At 71.4% G+C, this 22,099-nt stretch carries 17 protein-coding genes; 6 read left to right on the top strand and 11 right to left on the bottom strand.

All coding sequences use genetic code 11. The features are described from left to right. Nucleotides 1–92: 92 nt before the first annotated feature. The gene (locus ACFVGW_RS30170; RefSeq protein WP_385854157.1) at nt 93–1,652 is read right to left on the bottom strand and encodes a PucR family transcriptional regulator; all 1,560 of its coding nucleotides are present in this window, start codon (nt 1,650–1,652) and stop codon (nt 93–95) included. 140 nt (nt 1,653–1,792) lie between these two features. Then, entirely contained in the window at nt 1,793–4,120 is a 2,328-nt protein-coding gene (locus tag ACFVGW_RS30165) for an ATP/GTP-binding protein (RefSeq protein WP_385854156.1), read from the bottom strand. 216 nt (nt 4,121–4,336) lie between these two features. Between ACFVGW_RS30165 and gabT the strand changes: the two genes are divergently transcribed. From gabT to ACFVGW_RS30150, 3 genes are all read left to right on the top strand, one after another. Next, nucleotides 4,337–5,671: a 4-aminobutyrate--2-oxoglutarate transaminase gene (gabT, locus tag ACFVGW_RS30160; protein ID WP_383228186.1), complete on the top strand. Its 1,335-nt coding sequence runs from the start codon at nt 4,337–4,339 to the stop codon at nt 5,669–5,671. Nucleotides 5,672–6,035: 364 nt separating this feature from the next. After that, nucleotides 6,036–6,539: a phosphatase PAP2 family protein gene (locus tag ACFVGW_RS30155; RefSeq protein WP_385854155.1), complete on the top strand. Its 504-nt coding sequence runs from the start codon at nt 6,036–6,038 to the stop codon at nt 6,537–6,539. A 20-nt stretch (nt 6,540–6,559) separates the two neighbouring features. Next, nucleotides 6,560–7,216, top strand: coding sequence for a hypothetical protein (locus ACFVGW_RS30150; protein WP_385854154.1), 657 nt, complete (start codon nt 6,560–6,562; stop codon nt 7,214–7,216). Nucleotides 7,217–7,315: 99 nt separating this feature from the next. Here ACFVGW_RS30150 and ACFVGW_RS30145 read toward each other — a convergent pair whose 3' ends face one another. Both ACFVGW_RS30145 and ACFVGW_RS30140 read right to left on the bottom strand, forming a co-directional pair. Further along, on the bottom strand, nt 7,316–9,121 hold the full coding sequence (locus ACFVGW_RS30145; protein ID WP_385854153.1) for a chitinase: 1,806 nt from the start codon (nt 9,119–9,121) through the stop codon (nt 7,316–7,318). A gap of 68 nt (nt 9,122–9,189) precedes the next feature. Continuing rightward, entirely contained in the window at nt 9,190–9,660 is a 471-nt protein-coding gene (locus ACFVGW_RS30140; protein WP_352191551.1) for a hypothetical protein, read from the bottom strand. Between the two features lie 277 nt (nt 9,661–9,937). Between ACFVGW_RS30140 and ACFVGW_RS30135 the strand changes: the two genes are divergently transcribed. After that, entirely contained in the window at nt 9,938–12,256 is a 2,319-nt protein-coding gene (locus ACFVGW_RS30135) for an MMPL family transporter (RefSeq protein WP_385854152.1), read from the top strand. Between the two features lie 21 nt (nt 12,257–12,277). On the opposite strand, the gene ACFVGW_RS30130 is transcribed toward ACFVGW_RS30135, so the two are convergent. Genes ACFVGW_RS30130 through ACFVGW_RS30105 form a run of 6 tightly spaced genes read right to left on the bottom strand, consistent with a single transcriptional unit; the run spans nt 12,278 to nt 19,463 of the window. After that, nucleotides 12,278–13,696, bottom strand: a complete 1,419-nt coding sequence (locus ACFVGW_RS30130; protein WP_385854151.1) for an NAD(P)/FAD-dependent oxidoreductase — start codon at nt 13,694–13,696, stop codon at nt 12,278–12,280. A 35-nt stretch (nt 13,697–13,731) separates the two neighbouring features. Next, entirely contained in the window at nt 13,732–14,526 is a 795-nt protein-coding gene (locus ACFVGW_RS30125; protein ID WP_352191554.1) for an ABC transporter permease, read from the bottom strand. Next, entirely contained in the window at nt 14,526–15,461 is a 936-nt protein-coding gene (locus tag ACFVGW_RS30120) for an ABC transporter permease (RefSeq protein WP_383228177.1), read from the bottom strand. Before ACFVGW_RS30120 ends, ACFVGW_RS30125 begins: the two co-directional genes overlap by 1 nt. Then, nucleotides 15,458–16,630 carry an ABC transporter ATP-binding protein gene (locus tag ACFVGW_RS30115; protein WP_385854150.1) on the bottom strand — a complete coding sequence of 391 codons (1,173 nt, stop codon included), beginning with the start codon at nt 16,628–16,630 and terminating at the stop codon, nt 15,458–15,460. Before ACFVGW_RS30115 ends, ACFVGW_RS30120 begins: the two co-directional genes overlap by 4 nt. Before the next feature lie 40 nt (nt 16,631–16,670). Continuing rightward, complete coding sequence (locus ACFVGW_RS30110) at nt 16,671–17,918, bottom strand: spermidine/putrescine ABC transporter substrate-binding protein (RefSeq protein WP_385854149.1); 1,248 nt, start codon at nt 17,916–17,918, stop codon at nt 16,671–16,673. Nucleotides 17,919–17,948: 30 nt separating this feature from the next. Continuing rightward, nucleotides 17,949–19,463, bottom strand: a complete 1,515-nt coding sequence (locus ACFVGW_RS30105) for a gamma-aminobutyraldehyde dehydrogenase (protein ID WP_385854148.1) — start codon at nt 19,461–19,463, stop codon at nt 17,949–17,951. A gap of 175 nt (nt 19,464–19,638) precedes the next feature. Here ACFVGW_RS30105 and ACFVGW_RS30100 point away from each other — a divergent pair, with 175 nt between their 5' ends. After that, the gene (locus ACFVGW_RS30100) at nt 19,639–20,190 is read left to right on the top strand and encodes an NADAR family protein (protein ID WP_385854147.1); all 552 of its coding nucleotides are present in this window, start codon (nt 19,639–19,641) and stop codon (nt 20,188–20,190) included. Nucleotides 20,191–20,332: 142 nt separating this feature from the next. On the opposite strand, the gene ACFVGW_RS30095 is transcribed toward ACFVGW_RS30100, so the two are convergent. Further along, nucleotides 20,333–20,983: a DUF4190 domain-containing protein gene (locus ACFVGW_RS30095; RefSeq protein WP_383294645.1), complete on the bottom strand. Its 651-nt coding sequence runs from the start codon at nt 20,981–20,983 to the stop codon at nt 20,333–20,335. Nucleotides 20,984–21,058: 75 nt separating this feature from the next. Between ACFVGW_RS30095 and ACFVGW_RS30090 the strand changes: the two genes are divergently transcribed. Continuing rightward, the gene (locus ACFVGW_RS30090) at nt 21,059–22,084 is read left to right on the top strand and encodes an adenosine deaminase (RefSeq protein ID WP_385854146.1); all 1,026 of its coding nucleotides are present in this window, start codon (nt 21,059–21,061) and stop codon (nt 22,082–22,084) included. The last annotated feature ends 15 nt before the right edge of the window (nt 22,085–22,099 follow it).

Genomic DNA, 22,099 nt, shown 5'->3' with positions numbered 1-22,099 from the left:
AGTAGGGATTTCCCTGGCCGATGACCAATGATTTGCCCGGTATCGGGCAGAAATGGAGCCGTGGAGCGCCGAGTTCGGGCCGTGTGCCGCGCCTACCGCTCCTCCGTGTCCGCTCCCGTCGCCTTGAGCGCCAGCCACAGCTCCATCCGGACGTCCGGGTCGTCCAGCGAGCGGCCCAGGATCTCCTCCACGCGGCGCATCCGGTAGCGCAGGGTGTGGCGGTGGACGCCCAGGTCCGCCGCCGCCGCGTCCCACTGGCCGTGGCGGGAGAGCCAGGCGCGCAGCGAGGCGACCAGGTCACCGCGGCCCGTCGCGTCGTGCTCGTACAGCGCCCGCAGCATGCCGTCCGCGAAGGCGCGGACGGCGTCGTCGGCCAGCAGCGGCAGCACGGAGCCCGCCGCCAGGTCCTCGTGCTCGACCAGCGCACGGCCGCGCCGACGCGCCACCGACAGGGCCTGCTCGGCCTGCTTGTAGGCGGCCGCCGCCGCGATCGGCCCCGCCGGGGCGGAGAGCCCGACGACGACACCGGCCTCCTCGGCCTCGCGTTCGGCGTACGCCTCGCAGGCGGTGACGACCGCGCCGCCGTCACCGGCCAGGACCAGGACCCTGTCCTCGCCCTCGGGCACGGTCAGGACCGTCTCGCCCGCGCGGGCGGCCGCCGACTCCAGCTCCTCCGCCAGCACCGGGAGCGGCGGCTCGCCCTCCCGCTCCCCCGACGCCGTCTCGGCGATCATCAGCCGGAAGGGGGCGTCGAGGAGCCCGCCGTACAGGTCACCCGCCACCGCCCGGGCGTGGTCGGGCTGGCCGGACAGCATCATCCGGAGCACCGCCGCGCCGAGCCGCCCCTCGGCCTCCTGGAGCGAACGCGAGCGTTCGGTGGTGAGCGTGAGCAGGGCGATGGCGGAGTGCACCGCGTACCGTTCGGCCGTCCCGAGCGGCGCTCCGGTGCCGACCGCGAGGGCGCCCCTGACGCGCCGGCCCGTGCCCAGGGACTGGAGCTCGACCCGGTCGTCCGTGCCGCCGACCACGGCGCTCGCGGGTGCGGGCCGCTCCCGGAGCCGCTCGACGTCGGGCGTCAGCCGGGCGGCCCGGCGCGCCGCCCACTCGGGGGACGCGGCGAGCACGGTGCCGGAGGTGTCGTACAGCGCCGCCCAGCCGTCCACGTGGGCCGCGAGCCGCGCCACCACGGCGTCGGGGCCCTCGGCGAGCGCGGCGCGGGTCAGCTCCCGCTGGGCCTCGAAGCCGGCCGTGACCGCCCGGTACTGGTCGGCCGCGATGGCCGCGGAGACCGCCTTGCTGATGGCCAGGAACGGCGTGCGCCGCGGTACCGCGAGGAGGGGCAGCCCCTCGGCGCCCGCGGCGTCGACGAGGGCGGAGGGAATGTCCTCGTAGTTGACGCCGACGGCGAAGCCGAGACCGACCACGCCCGCGGCGAGCAGTCGCCGCACGTAGCGGCGCATCGCCTCGGGGTCCTCGGCGTCCAGGGTGAGCGCGGTGGTGAGCAGCAGCTCGCCGCCCTCCATGTACGGGACGGGGTCGGCGAGCTCGCTGACGTGGGCCCAGCGCACGGGGGTGTCGAGGCGGTCCTCACCCGCGCGGACGGTGAGCTTGAGCGCCGAGTGCTGGGCGAGTGAGGCGAGGGTGGGCGGCATTGGCGACCGTCGGACCTTTGGGGAGGGGGCGCCGCTCAGCCGAGCGGCGCCCCCGATTGTGCCAGGGCCCGCCGGTGCCCGCTCCGGCTCGGCGCCGGCTCGGCCTGACCTCGGCCCCGACGTGGCCGAGGCCCCGCGCATCAGCTCCGCAGATCCACCAGCAGGGGTGGCGTGTGCTCGCCGCGCACGTCGGTGAGGGAGAGCACGGCGTGCCCGGCGGGGACGGCGTGGGCGAGGTCGGAGGCCGACCAGCGCGGCCGCTCCACCTCCCGTACGGTCACGGCCTCCGCCGTCGTGGCCTTGCCGGTCACGAGGCGCCGCATGAAGTGCAGGGCCTTGGTGAGGGGCTCGTCGGAGATGATCTGGCGGTTGGTGACGTCGCGGGTCTGCACCCATTCGGTGCCCCAGGTCTCGGCGAACCGTCCGCCGTCCCAGGGCGCGATCCCGGCGAACGCCATCCTGCAGCCGACGGCCCCGAGCAGCGGGCCGCGCAGCGCCTCGGGCACGTCCTCCAGGCTGCGCAGGGCCAGGACGACGCCCGCGTTGGCGGAGCGGAGCCGCTGGACGGCGCGGACGGACTCGCCGGTGACGGTGTACGTGGCGTCGTCGAGGACCAGGCAGGCGAAGAGGGAGCGGTCGCGGCGGGCGAGGGCGGCCTCGGCGAACTGGGCGAGAAGCAGCCGGGAGACGATCCGGGAGGCTTCGGCGTGGCCGCGCTCGGGGAGGTCGACGCGGACGCGGAGGGGGTGTTCGACGGCGCGGAGCGAGAACTGGGGCTTCGTGACGTCGGAGCCGTCGGAACCCTCGGAGCCCTCGGTGCGGAAGAAGCGGGAGAAGGCGGGCCGGTCGAGGAAGGCGACGCGCTCGGCGAGCAGGACGCCGACCTCGTCGCCGCGGTCGGCCTGGCGCTGGCGGGCGTCGAGCTCGCGGAGCTGGGCGGGGTCGCCCGCCACGGCCTCGCGCAGCGCGGCGAGCGCCGCGGGCGTCCCGCCGAGCAGCTCACGCAGTTCGGGCACGCCGGGGAAGCGGCCGTACGCGGCCAGGAACGGGCCGATGAGCTGGGCGAGCGCGGTGGCGGCGCGGCGGCTGTCCGCGGCCAGGTCCCCGACGAGCGCCTCGGCGAGGATCCGGGCGGCCTCGTCGGGGTCGTCGGCGCCGCCGTACAGGTCGAGGTCGTGGGTGGACTCGGGCCGCCCGACGGACACCACGACGTCGAAGGCCTCGTCGGTCCCGAGGGCGGCCCCGTGCGCGGTGACGGCGACGACGGCGGCACGGTTGGCGAGGGCCTGCAGACAGAGCGCCTCGACGACGGGCCGCACGAGCCGCACGGTCTTCCCGGCCCCCGCGGGCCCGACGGCGACGAGGGAGGTGCCGAGCACCGCCGGCTCCAGGGCGACGCCGGTGGTGCGCCGGGCGTACGGGTTGCGCGGGTGGTCGGCGGCGGTGCCGATGAGGACCTGGTCGGTGGCGAGGTCGTGGGTGGCGGTGCGGACGGGCAGGTCGCGCCGGCCGGAGGGGTGGCCGCAGGCGGCGGCACCCCGGGTGCGCACGGCGTCGGTGAAGGCGGCGAGGCGCTCGGGCCGGGCCCGTACGCCCTGCCAGGCCCGGCGGATCCGGGCGTAGTCCACGTCGCCCAGGGTCCCCTGCCGGGTGGCCTCGGCGAGCCGGCCGGCGGCGTCGGCCAGTCCGGCTTCCCGCAGCTCGGGCCATGCGGCGGGGTCCGCGGCCGCGGCGGGCGGGGGCGGCGGGGCGGCGGCCGAGGGGCCGCCGGTTCCCAGCCGTCGCCGTACCGGGGGCCAGGTGCCGGCCCGGCCGACGGCGGCGACGAGTGCGGCGATCAGGAGCACGTAGTAGAGGTTGGAGACCCAGGTGATCCAGGTCTCCGTGCGGGGCATCTCGCGCCAGACACCCGGCAGGAGCACGAACAGGGGCCAGACGGGCACGCCGTACCGGTGCCAGATCTCGCGCCAGTTCCCGACACGGCCGAAGCCGACGGCGAAGAGGCCGAGCAGGACGGCGTACCAGAGGTAGGTCGCGCCGACGTACACCTCGAAGTCGGGGCTCGCGGGGGTCCGCCAGTCCGCGGGCACGAGCCACAGCATCGGGAGCAGCCACCAGTCGTCGACGAAGATCCACCACCCCTCCAGATAGCCGTTCCAGAGCAGGGACCAGAGCAGCCAGCCGCAGAGGTACGCGACGAACGCGCCGGTGATCAGCTGACGGCCGGGCACCAGGTCCGGCTCCTGCTCGGGCCGCTCGCGGTGCCCGAGCCGCCAGACGCCGGGCGCCGCCGCGGGCCGGGGGATCCGGAGCCACTCGGCGACGCCGATACGGGTGGGCGCGTGGGTGGGGGGCGGGGGTGTCGCGGGGGCGTGGGACGGGGGGCCCGGTGGCACGGGTGGGCCCGCGGGGCGCGGGACCGCGCCCGCGCGGGTGTCGCGTGACTCGTACGTGCCTTCGGTCTCCATGAACCCCTGCCCCCTGACCAGCCAGGTCGCCGCATCTGTGCCACCGTCAATCTAGTGGGCGGGGCCCGGTCCGGAGCCGTTTCCCTGCCGCCATGTCCACACCGGACAACGACACACCCCCCAACACTCCCGATCGGCGCATGCCCGCGCCCCTCCCCCGCACCTAGCCTGCGGAAGAAACCCACAAGAGCGTCCAGAACACCCCAGGAGCCCCGCATGAACGCTGTCCCGCAGGAGCGGCGCGTCGTCACCGCCATCCCCGGTCCGAAGTCGCAGGAGCTGCAGGCCCGCCGCCTCGACGCCGTGGCCGGCGGCGTGGGCTCCGTGCTGCCCGTCTTCACCGCGAAGGCCGGCGGCGGCATCATCGAGGACGTCGACGGCAACCGCCTGATCGACTTCGGCTCCGGCATCGCCGTGACCTCCGTCGGCGCCTCCGCCGAGGCCGTCGTGCGCCGCGCCGCCGCGCAGCTCGCCGACTTCACGCACACCTGTTTCATGGTCACGCCGTACGAGGGCTACGTCGAGGTCTGTGAGGCGCTCTCCGAGCTGACCCCGGGCGACCACGCCAAGAAGTCCGCGCTGTTCAACTCCGGCGCCGAGGCCGTCGAGAACGCGGTCAAGATCGCCCGTTCGTACACCAAGCGCCAGGCCGTCGTCGTCTTCGACCACGGCTACCACGGCCGTACGAACCTGACGATGGCGCTGACCGCGAAGAACATGCCGTACAAGCAGGGCTTCGGCCCGTTCGCCCCCGAGGTCTACCGCGTCCCGGTCGCCTACGGCTACCGCTGGCCCACCGGCGCCGAGAACTGCGGCCCCGAGGCCGCCGCCCAGGCGATCGACAACATCACCAAGCAGATCGGCGCCGAGAACGTCGCCGCGATCATCATCGAGCCGGTCCTCGGCGAGGGCGGCTTCATCGAGCCGGCCAAGGGCTTCCTGCCGGCGATCGTGAAGTTCGCCAACGACAACGGCATCGTCTTCGTCGCCGACGAGATCCAGTCCGGCTTCTGCCGCACCGGCCAGTGGTTCGCGTGCGAGGACGAGGGCATCGTGCCCGACCTGATCACGACCGCCAAGGGCATCGCGGGCGGTCTGCCGCTCGCCGCCGTCACCGGCCGCGCCGAGATCATGGACTCCGTGCACGGCGGCGGCCTGGGCGGCACCTACGGCGGCAACCCGGTGGCCTGCGCCGGTGCGCTCGGCTCCATCGAGACCATGAAGGAGCTCGACCTCAACGCCAGGGCGAAGCACATCGAGTCCGTCATGAAGACCCGCCTGACGGCGATGGCGGAGAAGTTCGACGCCATCGGCGACATCCGCGGCCGCGGCGCCATGATCGCCATCGAGCTGGTCAAGGACCGCGACACCAAGGAGCCGAACCCGGAGGCCGCGGGCGCGCTGGCGAAGGCCTGCCACGCGGAGGGCGTGCTGGTCCTGACCTGTGGCACCTACGGCAACGTGCTCCGTTTCCTGCCGCCGCTGGTGATCGGTGACGATCTCCTGAACGAGGGTCTCGACATCATCGAGAACGCGTTCGGGCAGATCTGACCCCTTCGCCCCGGCGTGTGAAGAGAGTGTGGGGGGCCGATGGCGGGATGGGGATCCGGCTGTCGGTCCCCTTCTCTCTGCCGTACGGTTTCTGCAGATGAGAGAAACACCCCGCTCGCAGGAGACCGCGAGCGACAACAGGGCGGAGCCTCCCCAGCCCCGCCCTGCCCGCGCCCTGGCGCACACCACTGGAGCCTCGTGCTCCGGAACTCCTCACCGATCGGATGGCCGCCCGCCCCACACCCCCCGGGGCGCGCGGCAGCCCGATCACCTCGGACGCCCCGGAACCACCCCCCCTGTTCCGGGGCGTCCGGCTGTCTTCTCGGCGGCCGCGCTGTTCGCTGTCATCACCTGGCAGGTCGTCGTGGCGGGTCCGCTCGCCCGCCTCGACGAGCAGCTCTCCCGCTCCCTGGTCGACCGTGTCCCCCGCTGGTTCTCCGAACTCGGCGCCGACCTCGGCAACATGACGGTCGCCCTCCCGGTCCTCGGCTGTGCGATGGCGTACGCGCTCTGGCGCGGCCGGCGCGCCCAGGCTCTCGCCGCGGGCCTCACCATGACTCTCGTCCCTCTGCTGATCGTCCCCCTGAAGGAGTGGACGGCCCGCCCCGGCCCGCTGGAACCGTGGGCGGCGGGCTACTACCCGTCGGGCCACACGGCGACGGCGATGGTGGCGTACGTCGGCGCGGCCTTCCTCGTCTCGCGCCGTCTGCTCCCGCTGGCCGCCGTGCTGACGACCCTGACGGCCCTCGGTCTGGTCCTCCGCGGCTTCCACTGGCCCCTGGACGTCCTGGCCTCGGTGGCCCTCTGCGTCCCCCTGCTCCGCTGGCCCGTCGTCGCCGAACGGTACGGTCGCGCTTCACGTCCGTGACCGACCGACGGGGAGCAGAGATGACGATTCGACGACCTGGACTGCCGGGGGACCTGCCGTCCCCGGAGCTGCTGTGGGCGCGGTGGGCGCTGGTGGCCGTGCTGGAGGCGACCACCGAGGCGGAGGAGAGCACGCGGTACCGCACCGGTACGTGGATCGACGAGGAGGGGCTCCATCTCGACGACTGCGGCTGCACGTGGTGGACGTTCTCGCGCGTGGGCGAGGGCCGGTTCGTGCTCTTCGGCGAGGACGAGTCGAGCGACGTGAAGTGGCACGGGACGCCGGTCGACATGCTGGCGGGCGGCCCCGACTGGCTCCCGTACGAGGAGCTGCGGGACCGGCTCGACGGGAACGAACTGGGGTGCGTCTACTGGTACGAGAACGGCGCCTGGGCGCGCGCGCCGTACCCCGGGGACCTGAAGGACGACGGCCTCGACTGCGGGATGAGCCGCTTCGTCGACCGGGACGACGCCCTGCGCCTGCTGGCCGACCATGTCCGGTACGACGGAGGCGGGCCCGCCAGGACCCTCATGGAGCACGCGGAGGGATACCGGCTCACGCCGGAACTCCTGGAGTCGCTCGCGGCCCCCGCCGACGGAACCGCCCCGGACCTCCCGGCCATGACCCGGGCCCTGCACCGGGCCGGGCTCTCGGCCCGGGCGGCGACGGTCGGCTGACCGCACGGCGGGCCGGCCGCGCGGACATCCGCGCGGCCGGCCCTCTCCACACCTGAAGCGCCGGGCGACCCGCGCCCGTGCCCGCGCCGGTCGAGGGCGTCAGCTCCAGTTGTAGGCGTCGAAGTTCCGGCTGAACTCACCGCCGTTGAAGCGGTCCCAGTTGATCGACCAGGTCATCAGGCCGCGCAGCGCGGGCCAGGTGCCATGGGTCTGGTACGTGCCGCAGTTCGTCTTCTTCGTCAGGCAGTCCAGCGCCTTGTTCACCTCGGACGGGGTCGTGTGGCCGTTGCCCGCCTGGGTGGAGGCGGGGAGGCCGATGGCGACCTGGTCGGGGCGGAGGGCAGGGAAGACGCGGTCGGTGTTGCCCGCGACCGGGAAGCCGGTCAGGAGCATGTCGGTCATGGCGATGTGGAAGTCCGCGCCGCCCATGGAGTGGTACTGGTTGTCGAGGCCCATGATCGGGCCCGAGTTGTAGTCCTGGACGTGGAGCAGGGTGAGGTCGTCGCGCAGGGCGTGGATGACCGGGAGGTAGGCGCCGGCGCGCGGGTCCTGGCCGCCCCACTGGCCCGAGCCGTAGAACTGGTAGCCGAGCTGGACGAAGAAGGTCTCCGGGGCCATCGTCAGGACGAAGCCGGAACCGTACTTGGCCTTCAGCGACTTGACCGCCGAGATCAGGTTGACGATCACGGGGCTGGTGGGGTTGCGGAAGTCGGTGTCGCCGGTCTGCAGCGAGAGGGAGTGCCCCTCGAAGTCGATGTCCAGGCCGTCGAGCCCGTACTCGTCGATGATCTTCGAGACGGAGGAGACGAAGGCGTCGCGGGCGGCCGTGGTGGAGAGCTGGACCTGGCCGTTCTGGCCGCCGATGGAGATCAGGACCTTCTTGCCCGCCGCCTGCTTGGCCTTGATCGCCGCCTTGAAGTCCGCCACGGACTCCACGTTCGGGCACTCGGTGGCCGGGCAGAGGGAGAAGCGGATGTCACCGGAGGTCACCGAGGTCGGCTCGCCGAAGGCGAGGTTGATGACGTCCCAGGAGTCGGGGACGTCGGCCATCCGGGTGTAGCCCGAGCCGTTGGCGAAGCTGGCGTGGAGGTAGCCGACGAGCGCGTGGGCCGGGAGACCGCCGCCGGGGTTGCCGCCCCCGCCGGACGTCGTGGTCGCGGTGACGGCCGTGGACTTCGCCGACTCGCCCGCGCTGTTCACCGCCGAGACCTGGAAGGTGTACGAGGTGGAGGGCGCGAGGCCGGTCGCGGTGTAGGAGGTGCCGGTGACCGTCACCGCCGCCGCTCCCCCGCGGTAGACCTTGTAGGAGGTCGCGCCGGAGACCGCGGGCCAGGTCAGCGGTATGGATGTGGAGGCCGGGGAGCCCGCGGCGAGGCCGGTGGGGGTGGCCGGGGTCCGGACGGGGTCGCCGCCGGGGCCGAGCAGGGAGAGGTCGTCGGCGAGATAGGCGCCGGTGCCGTACCAGCCGTGGGTGTAGAGGGTGACGGAGGTCGTCGAGGCGCCGGTGGTGAAGCCGGTGGTGAGCTTCTGCCAGTCGGGGGCGGACTGGGTCCAGGTGGAGACGTCGCTCGTGCCGGTGCCGGAGGCGCCGAGGTAGACGTAGCTGCCACGCACCCAACCGCTGAGCGTGTAGGCGGAGTTCGGCTTCACGGTGACGGTCTGGGAGCAGCGGGCCTGGTCGTTGCCGACCGGGGTCGCCTGGAGCGCCTTCGTCCCGCCGTGCACGGGTGAGGAGACGACGGCACCGCTGCCCGCCGTACAGGTCCAGCCGTCGAGACCGGATTCGAAGCCGCCGTTGCGTGCCAGTTCGGAGTCCGCGGCCTGGGCCGCGGGGGTGAGGGAGACGAGTCCGCCGGCGGCGAGCACGCCCGCCAGCAGAAGCGTGAGAGGTCTGGTGCGGTCCACAACTGCCTCCGGGGAAGGGGGAATCGAGGTGGGAGCGCGCCACAGCATGGTCCAGACCAATCAAGTGGTCAAGACCTCTGCCCTCCTTCGCCCCGCGCCAGCCGGCCCGCCGCCTCGTGCATCGCCAGCTCCAGCAGCGAGGCGTCGTTGAGGGTGCCGCTGCCGTCCGGCGTCACCAGCCAGCGCACCCCGCCCGCCGCGCGGCCCGGGTAGGGGACGACGATCCACGTGCCGCGACCGGCGCTGCGCACCCCCGTACCGAGCCAGCGCGAGGCCGTGCCCGGTGGCACGAAGAAGCCCATCCGCGCCTCCCCGAAGTCGGCGAGGACCGGCCCCGGCCGGTCCACGAGGCGGGTCAGCACATCGAGCGTGGGATACCCGAGCTCCCCCGGCAGGATGAGCACGTCCCAGCGCTTCCCGGCGGGCAGCAGGGCGACGCCGAGCGGGTTGCGCTCCCACTCCCACCGGCAGGCGCCGGGATCCGGCGCCACCGACGCCAACCACTCCACCGCGGACCTGGCCGCCCCCGAACCACTCATGGCCAACGGCCTCCCTTCCGTGTGCGGACACGTCGTCCACAGGCAGAGAGCCGAGTGGGTGACGATCATTACGCGGGTTCGGTCAACGAGTTGGTAGTGAACTGGGTCACATCGCGAGCAAGTGGTGTGCGCCCAGGGCGTGCGCCCGGCGCAGTGACTCCCGGCGGGCGCATCCGATCGGGTGGACGGCGGCGGGCCGGGTCGGCGGCTTCCGCCGACCGACCGCCCCCACGTGGTCGTATGGCCCTCCGCGCCGCGCTCACCACGGGAGTCACCCATGCCGTTCCCGCAGCCATCGGGCACCGCACCCGGCAGCCGAAGCTCCGGCAAGAAGGGGGTGCTCTGGCGGCTCGGTGCGTGGTCGGCGCGCCATTTCGTCATCGTGATCGCCGCGTGGATCGTCGCGCTGGCAGCCCTGCTCACCCTGGAGCACGCGTACGGCGGCGAGTACTCCGACAACTACGCGCTGCCCGGCACCCAGTCCCAGGAGGGACTCGACGTGCTCAGGGAGCACGAGCCGGCGGCCGGCGGCTACAGCGCCCAGGTGGTGCTGTACGACTCCGCCAAGCCGCTCACCGAGCTGAGCGACCAGGTCTCCTCCACGGTCACCGCCCTCGGGAAACTGCCGGAAGTCCTCAGCGCGCAGAACCCGCTGCCCGCGCCCGGCACCACGCCGCCGAGCGTCCCGCCGGGCACGATGAACCCCGGCCCGCTCTCGACGGACGGCAAGACCGCCTACATCACGATGCGCTTCAGCGTGCAGCCCTCGACCCTCGACGCCGACTACCTGGACGGCGTGGACAGCGCCGTGGCGCCGCTGCGCGCCGCCGGCGTCGAGGTCGAGTACGGCGGCACGCTGGGCGAGCTCGCCCGGCCGGAGCCGAACGACAAGCTCAGCGAGGCGATCGGCTTCGGGGTCGCGATCGTCGTGCTCCTGATCGGCTTCGGCAGCGTGGTCGCGGCCGTTCTGCCGCTGGTCACCGCTCTGTTCGCGGCCCTCTGCGGCATCGCGATCCTCGGACTGCTCGCCGCCGTGTGGACCTTCGCGACCGTCTCACCGACGCTGGCCACCATGATCGGCATCGGCGTCGGCATCGACTACGCGCTCTTCCTGATCACCCGCCACCGCCAGCTGCTGATGAACGGCATGGATCCGGTGGCGGCGGCCGGGACCGCCACGGCCACGAGCGGCCGGGCCGTCCTCGTCTCCGGATGCACCGTCATCATCGCCCTGTCCGGCCTGTGGGTCTCCGGACTGACCTTCATCGGCCTGCTCGGACTCGCCGCGACCTCCACCGTCGTCACCGCCGTCATCGGCGCGCTGACGCTCGTACCGGCGATGCTCGGTCTGATCGGGCGGCGGATCGACAAGCTGCGGGTGCGCACCCCGGTCGCCGAGACGAACATCGAGGAGGGCGTGGAGACCGGCACCTGGCACCGCTACGCCCTGCGGGTGGAGCGCCGCCCCTGGTGGTTCCTGAGCGCGGGTGTCGTCCTGCTCGTCATCCTCGCCATTCCGATGTTCTTCATGCAGCTCGGGCACATCGGCGACGGCGCGGACCCGAAGTCCTTCACCGACCGCCGGGCCTTCGACCTGATGTCCTCGGCCTTCGGGCCGGGCTCCAACGGGCCGCTGACGCTGGTCATCGACCAGACCTCGGTGCCCGAAGCCGACCGGTCCGCCCTCGCCTCGCAGGCCGCGAAGGCCCTGACCGGGGTGCCGAACGCCGCCCTGATCACCCCGCTGACGGCGACGTCGGACGGGGACGTCCTCATCGGCACCGCCTACTCGGTCGCCGCGCCCCAGGACGAGAAGACGACGCAGCTGGTCAACAACCTGACCGGCACCACCCTGCCGAACGCCGTCGCCGGTACGGACGCGACCACGTACGTCACCGGCACCACCGCCGCCCAGGTCGACTTCCTCGACATCGTCTCCAGCCGGCTGCCGCTCATCATCGCCGTGGTCGTCGCCCTGGCGTTCCTCGTCATCCTGGTCGTCTTCCGGGGCCCGCTCGTCGCCGCAAAGGCCGCCATCCTCAACCTGCTCTCGATCGGCGCCTCGTACGGAGTGGTGGTCGCCGTCTTCCAGTGGGGCTGGGGCGGACCCTCGCTCGGGGTCTCCGGTGACGTGCCGATCGAGAGCTACGTGCCGATGATGATGTTCGCCATCGTCTTCGGCCTGAGCATGGACTACGAGATCTTCCTGCTGTCCCGGGTCCACGAGGCGTGGCTGCGCACCGGCGACGCCAAGGCGAGCGTCGCGCACGCCCTGGAGATCACGGCCCGTGTCATCACCTGCGCGGCGCTCATCATGGTCAGCGTCTTCGCGGCCTTCATCGTCAGCGACAACATCGTGGTGAAGATGCTGGGTCTCGGCCTGGCGGCGAGCGTGCTGATCGACGCGACGATCGCCCGTCTGCTGCTGGTGCCCGCCGTGATGACGCTGCTGGGGCCGAAGGCCTGGTGGACACCGCGCTGGCTGGACCGCATCCTGCCGCACCTGGACACCGAGGGCGAGGGTGAGCTCGCCGCCGCGACCGGGAACGCGACCGGGAACGGGAACGGCGCGGCGGGGCCGCGGAAGACTCCGTGACCCCGCCGGACCGCCGTGGCCTCAGCTGTCGAAGCCCAGGCCCAGTCGGTCCATCGCCTTCAGCCACAGGTTGCGGCGGCCGCCGTTCTCGTCGGCGCGCGCCATCGACCACTTGGTGATGCCGATGCCGGCCCAGGCGATCGGCTCCGGCGGGAAGGGCAGCGGCTTGGAGCGGACCATCTCCAGCTCGGTCCGCTCGGTGCGCTCGCCCGCGAGCAGGTCGAGCATCACGTCGCCGCCGAAGCGGGTGGCGCCCACACCGAGGCCGGTGAAGCCCGCGGCGTACGCGACCTTGCCCTGGTACGCCGTACCGAAGAAGGCCGAGAAGCGCGAGCAGGTGTCGATCGCGCCGCCCCAGGCGTGGCTGAAGCGGAGCCCCTCCAACTGCGGGAAGCAGTGGAAGAAGTGCTCGGCGAGCTTCAGGTACGTCTCCGGGCGGTGGTCCATCTCGGCGCTGACCCGGCCGCCGAAGCGGTAGACCGCGTCGTAGCCGCCCCACAGGATCCGGTTGTCGGCGGTGATCCGGAAGTAGTGGAACTGGTTGGCGCTGTCGCCGAGCCCCTGCCGGTTCTTCCAGCCGACGGCGGCGAGCTGCTCGGGCGAGAGCGGCTCGGTCATCAGGGCGTAGTCGTAGACCGGGACCGTGTAGTGCCTGACCCGCTTGACCAGCGAGGGGAAGACGTTGGTGCCGAGCGCGACCCGGCGGGCGAGGACCCTGCCGTACGGGGTGCGCACGCCCATGCCCGCGCCGACGGAGACGAGGTCGAGACCGGGTGTGTTCTCGTAGATCCGCACGCCCAGGTCCTGGCAGGCCTGCTTCAGGCCCCAGGCCAGCTTGGCGGGGTTGAGCATGGCGACCCCCCGGCGGTCCCAGAGGCCGCCGAGGAAGGTCGGGGAGGCGACCTGGGCGCGGACCGCGTCGCCGTCGAGGAGTTCGAGCCCGTCCGCGAGCCCGAGCCGCTCGATCTCGGCGTACGCCTCGTGCAGTTCCTCGACCTGGTACGGCTCGGTGGCGACGTCGATCTCGCCGGTCCGCTCGAAGTCGCAGTCCAGGCCGTACCGGTCGACCGCCGCCTCGATGGAGTCGAGGTTGCGCTCGCCGAGCTCCTCCAGCTTCGGCAGCTCGCCCGGCCAGCGGGCGAGCCCGTTGCCGAAGCCGTGCGTGAGGGAGGCGGCGCAGAAGCCTCCGTTGCGGCCCGAGGCGGCCCAGCCCACCTCGCGCCCCTCGATCAGGACGACATCCCGGGAGGGGTCGCGCTCCTTGGCGAGGAGCGCGGTCCACAGGCCGCTGTAGCCGCCGCCGACGACGAGAAGATCGCACTTCTCGGTGTGGGTGAGGGCGGGCAGGGCTCCGGGCTTGCCGGGATCTTCCAGCCAGAAGGGGACGGGCTGGGCGTCGGAGAGAGATTGTGCAGCGAGACGCATGGCGACTGGGGCCATGGTTTCCAACTCCTTCAGGTGTTGCTAGGACGTACTCAGCTTGTCGCTGATTTCTTGCGCCGGTTGGTGACGATCTGTCCGGCTACCACCACCAGTACGGCAATGATGAACATCGCCGTGCCGATGACGTTGATCTGGACCGGCGTGCCGCGCTGCGCCGAACCCCAGACGAACATGGGGAAGGTGACGGTCGAGCCCGCGTTGAAGTTGGTGATGATGAAGTCGTCGAACGAGAGCGCGAAGGCGAGCAGCGCGCCGGCGGCGATGCCGGGGGCGGCGATCGGCAGCGTGACCCGTACGAACGTCTGCACCGGGCCCGCGTAGAGGTCGCGCGCGGCCTCCTCCAGACGCGGGTCCATCGACATCACCCGCGCCTTGACGGCCGTCACCACGAACGACAGGCAGAACATGATGTGGGCGATCAGGACGGTCCAGAAGCCCAGCTCGATGCCCATGTTCAGGAAGAGGGTGAGCAGCGAGGCGGCCATGACGACCTCGGGCATCGCCATCGGCAGGAAGATCAGCGAGTTGATCGCGCCGCGCGCCCGGAAGCGGTAGCGGACCAGCGCGAAGGCGATCATCGTGCCGAGGACCACCGCGCCGACCGTCGCCCAGGCGGCGAGCTGGAGCGAGAGCGACAGCGACTCGCACATGTCGGCGACGCCGCAGGGGTCCTTCCAGGCGTCCAGCGAGAAGCGCTGCCAGGCATAGTTGAAGCGCCCGTTCGGCTTGTTGAACGAGAACACCATCACGACGATGTTCGGCAGGATCATGTACGCGAGCGTCAGCAGGCCCGCGATGGCGACAAGGTTCCGACGGATCCAACGCATCAGACCAGGTCCTCCGTTCCCGCGCGGCGGATGTAGACGGTGACCATGAGGAGCACGATCGCCATGAGGATGAAGGACAGGGCGGCGGCCGTCGGGTAGTCGAGGACGCGCAGGAACTGCGACTGGATGACGTTGCCGACCATCTTGGTGTCGGTGGAGCCGAGGAGTTCCGCGTTGACGTAGTCGCCGCTCGCCGGGATGAAGGTGAGCAGCGTGCCCGAGACGACGCCCGGCATGGAGAGCGGGAAGGTCACCTTGCGGAAGGTGGTGGCCGGGGAGGCGTACAGGTCCTGCGCGGCCTCGTGCAGCCGGCCGTCGATCCGCTCCAGCGAGGTGTAGAGCGGAAGGATCATGAACGGCAGGAAGTTGTACGTCAGACCGCAGACCACCGCCATCGGCGTGGCGAGCACGCGGTCGCCCTCGGTCCAGCCGAGCCAGCTGGTCACGTCCAGGACGTGCAGCGCGTTCAGCGCGTCGACGACCACGCTGTCGTCGGCCAGGATCGTCTTCCAGGCCAGCGTCCGGATGAGGAAGCTGGTGAAGAAGGGCGCGATGACGAGAACGAGCAGCAGGTTGCGCCAGCGGCCGGCCTTGAAGGCGATCAGATAGGCCAGCGGGTAGCCGAGGAGCAGGCAGAGCAGCGTGGCGGTGCCGGCGTACAGCAGGGAGCGGACGAACTGCGGCCAGTACTCCTGGAAGGCGTCCCAGTAGGTCTGGAAGTGCCAGGTGACCTCGAAGCCCTTCTCCAGGGAGCCGGTCTGCACGGAGGTCGAGGCCTGGTAGACCATCGGCAGCGCGAAGAAGACGAGCAGCCAGACGATGCCGGGCAGCAGCAGCCAGTAGGGGACGAGCCGCTTGCGGGTGGAGGGCTTGCGGACCGGGAGTTCCGGCGCGGGCGGCGCCGCTTCCTCCTTCGTCAGGGTGGGTGCGCTCACGAGGCGTCCTCCACCGTCTCCACGCCCGCGTCGATGTCCTGATCGGCGTCGAGCCCGAAGGTGTGCGCCGGGTTCCAGTGCAGGACGACCTCGGCGCCGGGGACCAGGCGCGTGTCCCGCTCGATGTTCTGCTCGTAGACCTGGAGCTCCGCCCCCGCCGGGCTGTTCACCACGTACTGCGTGGAGACGCCGATGAAGGAGGAGTCGGCTATGCGGCCGGTGACCTTGTTGCGGCCGTCGGCTATCTTGCCCGCGTCGTCGGCGTGCGCGAGCGAGATCTTCTCGGGGCGGACGCCCACCAGGACCTTGCCTCCGGTGCGTACGGTCGCCGTACAGCGGTCCGCGGGCACCCGGAGCTTGCCGCCGCCGGCCGTGACGACCAGGTCGGAGGCGCCAGTCTCGACGACCTCGGCCTCGATGAGGTTGGAGGTGCCGAGGAAGTTGGCCACGAACGTGGTCCGCGGGTTCTCGTACAGGTCTGCGGGGGCGCCGAGCTGCTCGACCCGGCCGCCGTTCATCACCGCGACCTGGTCGGCCATGGTCATGGCCTCCTCCTGGTCGTGGGTGACGTGGACGAAGGTGATGCCGACCTCGGTCTGGATGCGCTTGAGCTCCAGCTGCATCTGGCGGCGCAGCTTGAGGTCGAGGGCGCCGAGCGGCTCGTCGAGGAGGAGGACCTGCGGGTGGTTGATGAGCGCGCGGGCCACGGCGACGCGCTGCTGCTGGCCGCCGGAGAGCTGGTGCGGCTTGTGCCGGGCCTTGTCGCCGAGCTGGACGAGCTCCAGCATGTCGTCGACCTGCTTCTTCACCGACTTGATGCCCCGCCGGCGCAGGCCGAAGGCGATGTTCTCGTAGATGTCCATGTGCGGGAAGAGCGCGTAGGACTGGAAGACGGTGTTGACCGGCCGCTTGTACGGCGGAAGGTCGGTGACGTCCTTGTCGCCGAGGAACACGGTGCCGCCGGTGGGGTCCTCCAGGCCGGCGATCATGCGCAGCGTGGTGGTCTTGCCGCAGCCGGACGCTCCGAGGAGGGCGAAGAAGGAGCCCTGCGGGATGGTCAGGTCGAGCGGGTGGACGGCGGTGAAGGAGCCGTACGTCTTGCTGATGCCGGTGAGACGGACGTCGCCGCCGCCCGTGTTCTTTCCAGTGAAAGCAGTCTTGTCAGTCATGGGTTGCGATCCCAGGTTCGTAAGAGGTGGACGACGGTTCTCAGGCACCGATGAGCTTGGCGAACTTCTCCTCGTACGCCGTCTCTTCCTCGCTGGTGAGCGAGCGGAAGGCACGCGACTTCGCGGCCATGGCCTTGTCCGGCAGGATCAGCGTGTTGCTCGCCAGCTCGGGGTCGATCTTGGCGAGTTCGTCCTTCACGCCGTCGACCGGACAGACGTAGTTGATGTACGCGGCGAGCTGGGCGGCGACCGGAAGCTCGTAGTAGTAGTCGATGAGCTTCTCGGCGTTGGCCTTGTGCCGGGCCTTGGCCGGGACCAGCAGGTTGTCGCTGGAGGTGATGTAGCCGGCGGACGGGATGGCGAACTTGATGTCCGGGTTGTCGGCCTGGAGCTGGATGATGTCACCGGCCCAGGCGAGACAGGCCGCCAGGTCGCCCTTGTCCAGGTCGGAGGTGTAGTCGTTGCCGGTGAAGCGCCGGATCTGCTTCTTGTCGACGCCCTTCTGGAGCCGGCCGATCGCCGCGTCGTAGTCGGCGTCGGTGAACTTCCCGGGGTCCTTGCCCATGTCGAGCAGGGTCATGCCGACCGAGTCGCGCATCTCGGTGAGGAAGCCGACGCGGCCCTTGAGGGAGGGGTCGTCCAGGAGCTGGGTGACCGAGTCGACCTTCTTCCCGCCGGTCGCCTTGGAGTTGTAGGCGATCACGGTGGATATACCGGTCCAGGGGTACGAGTAGGCACGGCCCGGGTCCCAGTCGGGGCGGCGGAACTGCGCGGACAGGTTCGCGTAGGCGTTGGGGAGGTTGGCCGCGTCCAGCTTCTGCGCCCAGCCGAGCCGGATCATGCGGGCCGCGAGCCAGTCGGTGACGCAGATCAGGTCGCGACCGGTGTCCTGGCCGGCCGCGAGCTGCGGCTTGATCTTGCCGAAGAACTCGACGTTGTCGTTGATGTCCTCGGTGTACTTGATCTTGATCCCGGTGCGCTTGGTGAACGCCTCCAGGGTGGGGCGGGACTTCTCGTCCTCGCTGACGTCCATGTACTCGGTCCAGTTGGAGAAGGCGAGCTCCTTCTCCTTGGCCGAGAAGTCCGTCGACGCCGGGCCCTGGTCCTCCCGCTTGGCCGGCGGGATGCCACACGCGCTCAGGGACGCGAGGCCGCCGACCGTGAGCGCGCCGACACCGCCGGCGCGCAGCATCGAACGGCGGGTGAGGGCGCCCCGGCCACTCGTCAGACTGCGTCGCATCGCCGCGAGTTGTGCGGCGGACAGGCTGTCGGGCTCGTACTGCTCCATGCGCTGTGCCTCTCGGGGGTTGGGGAGGGACTACCGGTCTCCGAAGATCGTGCGGTGCCAGTCCTTCCGGACCACCGCGGTGTTTTCGTACATCACGTGCTTGACCTGCGTGTACTCCTCGAAGGAATACGCCGACATGTCCTTTCCGAACCCCGACGCCTTGTAGCCGCCGTGCGGCATCTCGCTGATGATCGGGATGTGGTCGTTGATCCAGACGCAACCCGCCTTGATCTCGCGGGTGGCGCGGTTCGCACGGAAGACGTCACGGGTCCAGGCGGAGGCGGCGAGACCGTACGGGGTGTCGTTGGCGAGCCGGAGACCGTCGTCGTCGCCGTCGAAGGGCAGGACCACCAGGACCGGCCCGAAGATCTCCGACTGCACGACCTCGCTGTCCTGCGCAGCGCCGGTGATCAGGGTCGGCCGGTAGTACGCGCCGTTCTTCAGCTCGCCGCCGGGGGCCTCGCCGCCGGTGACGACGGTGGCGTAGCCGCGGGCGCGGTCGACGAAGCCGGCGACACGGTCGCGCTGGGCGTGGCTGATCAGCGGGCCGAGGTCGGTGGAGGGGTCGAAGGGGTCGCCCAGGCGGACCGTCTCCATGAGCTCGGCGACGCGGGCCACGAACGCGTCGAAGAGCGGACGCTGGACGTACGCGCGGGTGGCGGCGGTGCAGTCCTGGCCGGTGTTGATGAGGGAGGCGGCGACGGCGCCGTGGGCCGCGGCCTCCACGTCGGCGTCGTCGAAGACGACGAAGGGCGCCTTGCCTCCCAGTTCGAGGTGGAGGCGCTTCACGGTGGAGGTGGCGATCTCGGCGACGCGCTTGCCGACCGGGGTGGATCCGGTGAAGGAGGTCATGGCGACGTCGGGGTGGCCGACGAGGTGCTCGCCCGCGGTACGGCCCGCGCCGGTGACGATGTTGACGACGCCGTCGGGGATGCCGGCCTCGGTAGCGGCCTGGGCGAACATCAGCGAGGTGAGCGGGGTGAGTTCGGCCGGCTTCAGGACGACCGTGTTGCCGGCGGCGATCGCCGGGAGGATCTTCCAGGCCGCCATCTGGAGCGGATAGTTCCAGGGCGCGATGGAGCCGACGACACCGATGGGCTCACGCCGTACGTACGAGGTGTGGTCGCCGCTGTACTCGCCGGCGGACTGGCCCTGGAGGTGGCGGGCGGCGCCGGCGAAGAAGGCGGTGTTGTCGACCGTGCCGGGTACGTCGAACTCGGTGGAGAGCTTGATCGGCTTGCCGCACTGGAGGGACTCGACGCGGGCGATGTCCTCGGCACGCTCGGCGAGCACGCCCGCGAACCGGTGGAGGGCGTCGGATCGCTCACCGGGGGTCGCGCCCGCCCAGGCGGGGAACGCCTCCTTCGCGGCGGCGACGGCGTCGTCCACGTCGGAGGTGGACGCGAGGGTGTAGGTGTACACGCTCTCGCCGGTGGCCGGATCGACGACGCTGTGCTCGTCCCCTGAGGTTCCGGGACGCAGCCGCCCGCCGATGTACTGTGCGCCGTCCGCGAAGCGGTCCGTCAGCTGGAAGCGGTTGCCCATGACGCTCTCCGTTGTTCCAGTTCGAATTGAGTGCCGATCCTGACAGAGGCCGATCGGTCCAACAAGTGATTCCGTCGTTGCCTTTTGGTTACGCGACGGAATCGGTCGACCATGTGTCGAGGGCTCGGGGAAATGACAGTACGGAGTGTCCGTGGCGGCTGTCAGAATCCCGTGCATGCGGACGATCGACACGCTGACGGAGCAGGTCAGCAGGGGTGAAAAGGTCAAGTGGCTGCACTTCTGGGGCCACCGGCCGAGGCCGGACGGGCAGCTTTCGGCGAGCTGTCTGAGCCAGTGGTGGGAGTCACCGTTCGAGGTCGAGGGGGTGCGGTACGCGACCGCCGAGCACTGGATGATGGCGGCGAAGGCCCGGCTCTTCCAGGACCCCGAGGCGGAGCGGGCGGCGCTGTCGTCCGGTACGCCCGCGGAGGCGAAGAAGGCGGGACGGCTGGTGCGGGGCTTCGACGAGGCGGTGTGGGAGCGGGAGCGCTTCGGGATCGTCGTCGAGGGCAGCGTGCACAAGTTCGCCTCGGAAGAGGCGCTGCGCGCGTACCTGCTGGGCACCGGGGGGCGGGTCCTGGTGGAGGCGAGCCCGCTGGACCGGGTGTGGGGCATCGGGCTCGGCGCCGACGACCCGCGCGCGAAGGATCCCGCCCGGTGGCGGGGCCTGAACCTGCTGGGATTCGCGCTCATGGAGGCGCGGGAGCGGCTCCGCTCGGGCTCATGAGCCTCGGGCTTATGAGCCTCGGGCTCATGAGCCTCGGGCTCATGAGCCTCGGGCTCATGAGCCTCGGGCTCATGAGCCTCCGGCGTACGAGAAGGGGCCCGGCGCTTCGGCGCGGGGCCCCTTTCTCGACGACGGCCGCGGACTAGCGGTTCTCGACCACCAGGCTCGTCGCGAACGGGTCGTCCGAGCTGCTGTCGCTGTTCTCGCTCTCGACGATGGCCCAGATCACGAAGGTCAGGAACACGGCGCTGACCAGGATGCCGATCGAGCCGAGGACGATGCCGGCCGTCGCCATCCCGCCGTTGTTCGCCTCGCCCCGCTGGACCTTCTTGCGGCCGATGATGCCGAAGACCAGGGCCAGGATGCCGAGGATGACGCCGAGCCCGTACATGCAGAAGCCGGCCACGGCGATGATGCCGAGGACCATCGCCGCGATCCCCATCCCGTTGGACGGGGTCTGCTGCCATCCCGGCTGGCCGTAGCCGACGGCCCCGCCCGGGTATCCCGGGTACCCGGGATACCCGTATCCCGACGGCGCGGGCGCCGTGACCGGCGGCGGCGTCGGGTAGCCGTACGAACCCGTCGCCGGGCCGCCGGGGGCGACCGGCGGCGGCGGTACGTCCCCGGCGGACGGCATGGCCGTCATCGTCGGCTGGTCGTGCACCGGCGGACGGTCCCGCGGCATGGGCTCGGGCGTCGCCGCCTTGCTCAGTTCCACCCCGTCGCGGTTCGGCGGAGCCCACGGGTCCGTCGGGTCGTATCCGCCCCGCGGCTGGTCGCTGTTGTCAGACATGGGCCTCCCCCATCGTGGTCACGCCATGCTACGACCTCACTCCGACACGGGACCCGCCCGGCCTACGATGATCGGATGAACGATCTGCACTCCTTCATCGCGGGGCTGCCGAAAGCCGAGCTGCACGTCCACCACGTCGGCTCCGCCTCCCCCCGGATCGTCGCCGAGCTGGCCGCACGGCACCCGGACTCCAAGGTCCCCACGGACCCGGAGGCGCTCGTCGACTACTTCACCTTCACCGACTTCGCCCACTTCATCGAGGTCTACCTCTCCGTCGTGGACCTGGTCCGCACCCCGGAGGACGTCCGGCTGCTGACCTACGAGGTCGCCCGGGACATGGCCCGCCAGAACATCCGGTACGCCGAGCTGACCATCACCCCCTACAGCTCGACCCGCCGCGGGATCGACGAGCACGCCTTCATGGCCGCGATCGAGGACGCCCGCAAGGCCGCGGAGACCGAGTTCGGCATCGTCCTGCGCTGGTGCTTCGACATCCCGGGCGAGGCCGGCCTCGAAGCCGCGGAGGAGACCGCCCGGCTCGCGGTCGACCTGCACCCGGAGGGCCTCGTCTCGTTCGGGCTCGGCGGCCCGGAGATCGGTGTGCCGCGTCCGCAGTTCAAGCCCTACTTCGACCGCGCCATCGCGGCGGGGCTGCGCTCCGTCCCGCACGCGGGCGAGACGACGGGCCCGGAGACGATCTGGGACGCGCTGAGGGAGCTGGGCGCCGAGCGCATCGGCCACGGCACCAGCGCCGTCCAGGACCCGGAACTGCTCGCGTACCTCGCCGAGCACCGGATCGCCCTGGAGGTCTGCCCGACCTCGAACATCGCGACCCGTGCCGTCGCCGACCTGGACCAGCACCCCGTCAAGGAGATGGTGGCGGCCGGCGTCCTGGTGACGATCAACAGCGACGACCCGCCGATGTTCGGCTCGGACCTGAACAACGAGTACGCCGTCGCCGCCCGGCTCCTGGAGCTGGACGAGCGCGGTCTCGCGGCCCTCGCCAAGAACGCGGTCGAGGCGTCCTTCCTCGACGCGGCCGGCAAGGCCCGGATCTCCGCGGAGATCGACAGCTACACCGAGAAGTGGCTGGCTCGCTGACACTCGCGACAATGG

Origin of the sequence: Streptomyces sp. NPDC127129, from assembly GCF_042671585.1 — a bacterium.
Taxonomy (GTDB): domain Bacteria; phylum Actinomycetota; class Actinomycetes; order Streptomycetales; family Streptomycetaceae; genus Streptomyces.
This window is presented reverse-complemented; position numbering and strand designations above follow the sequence as displayed.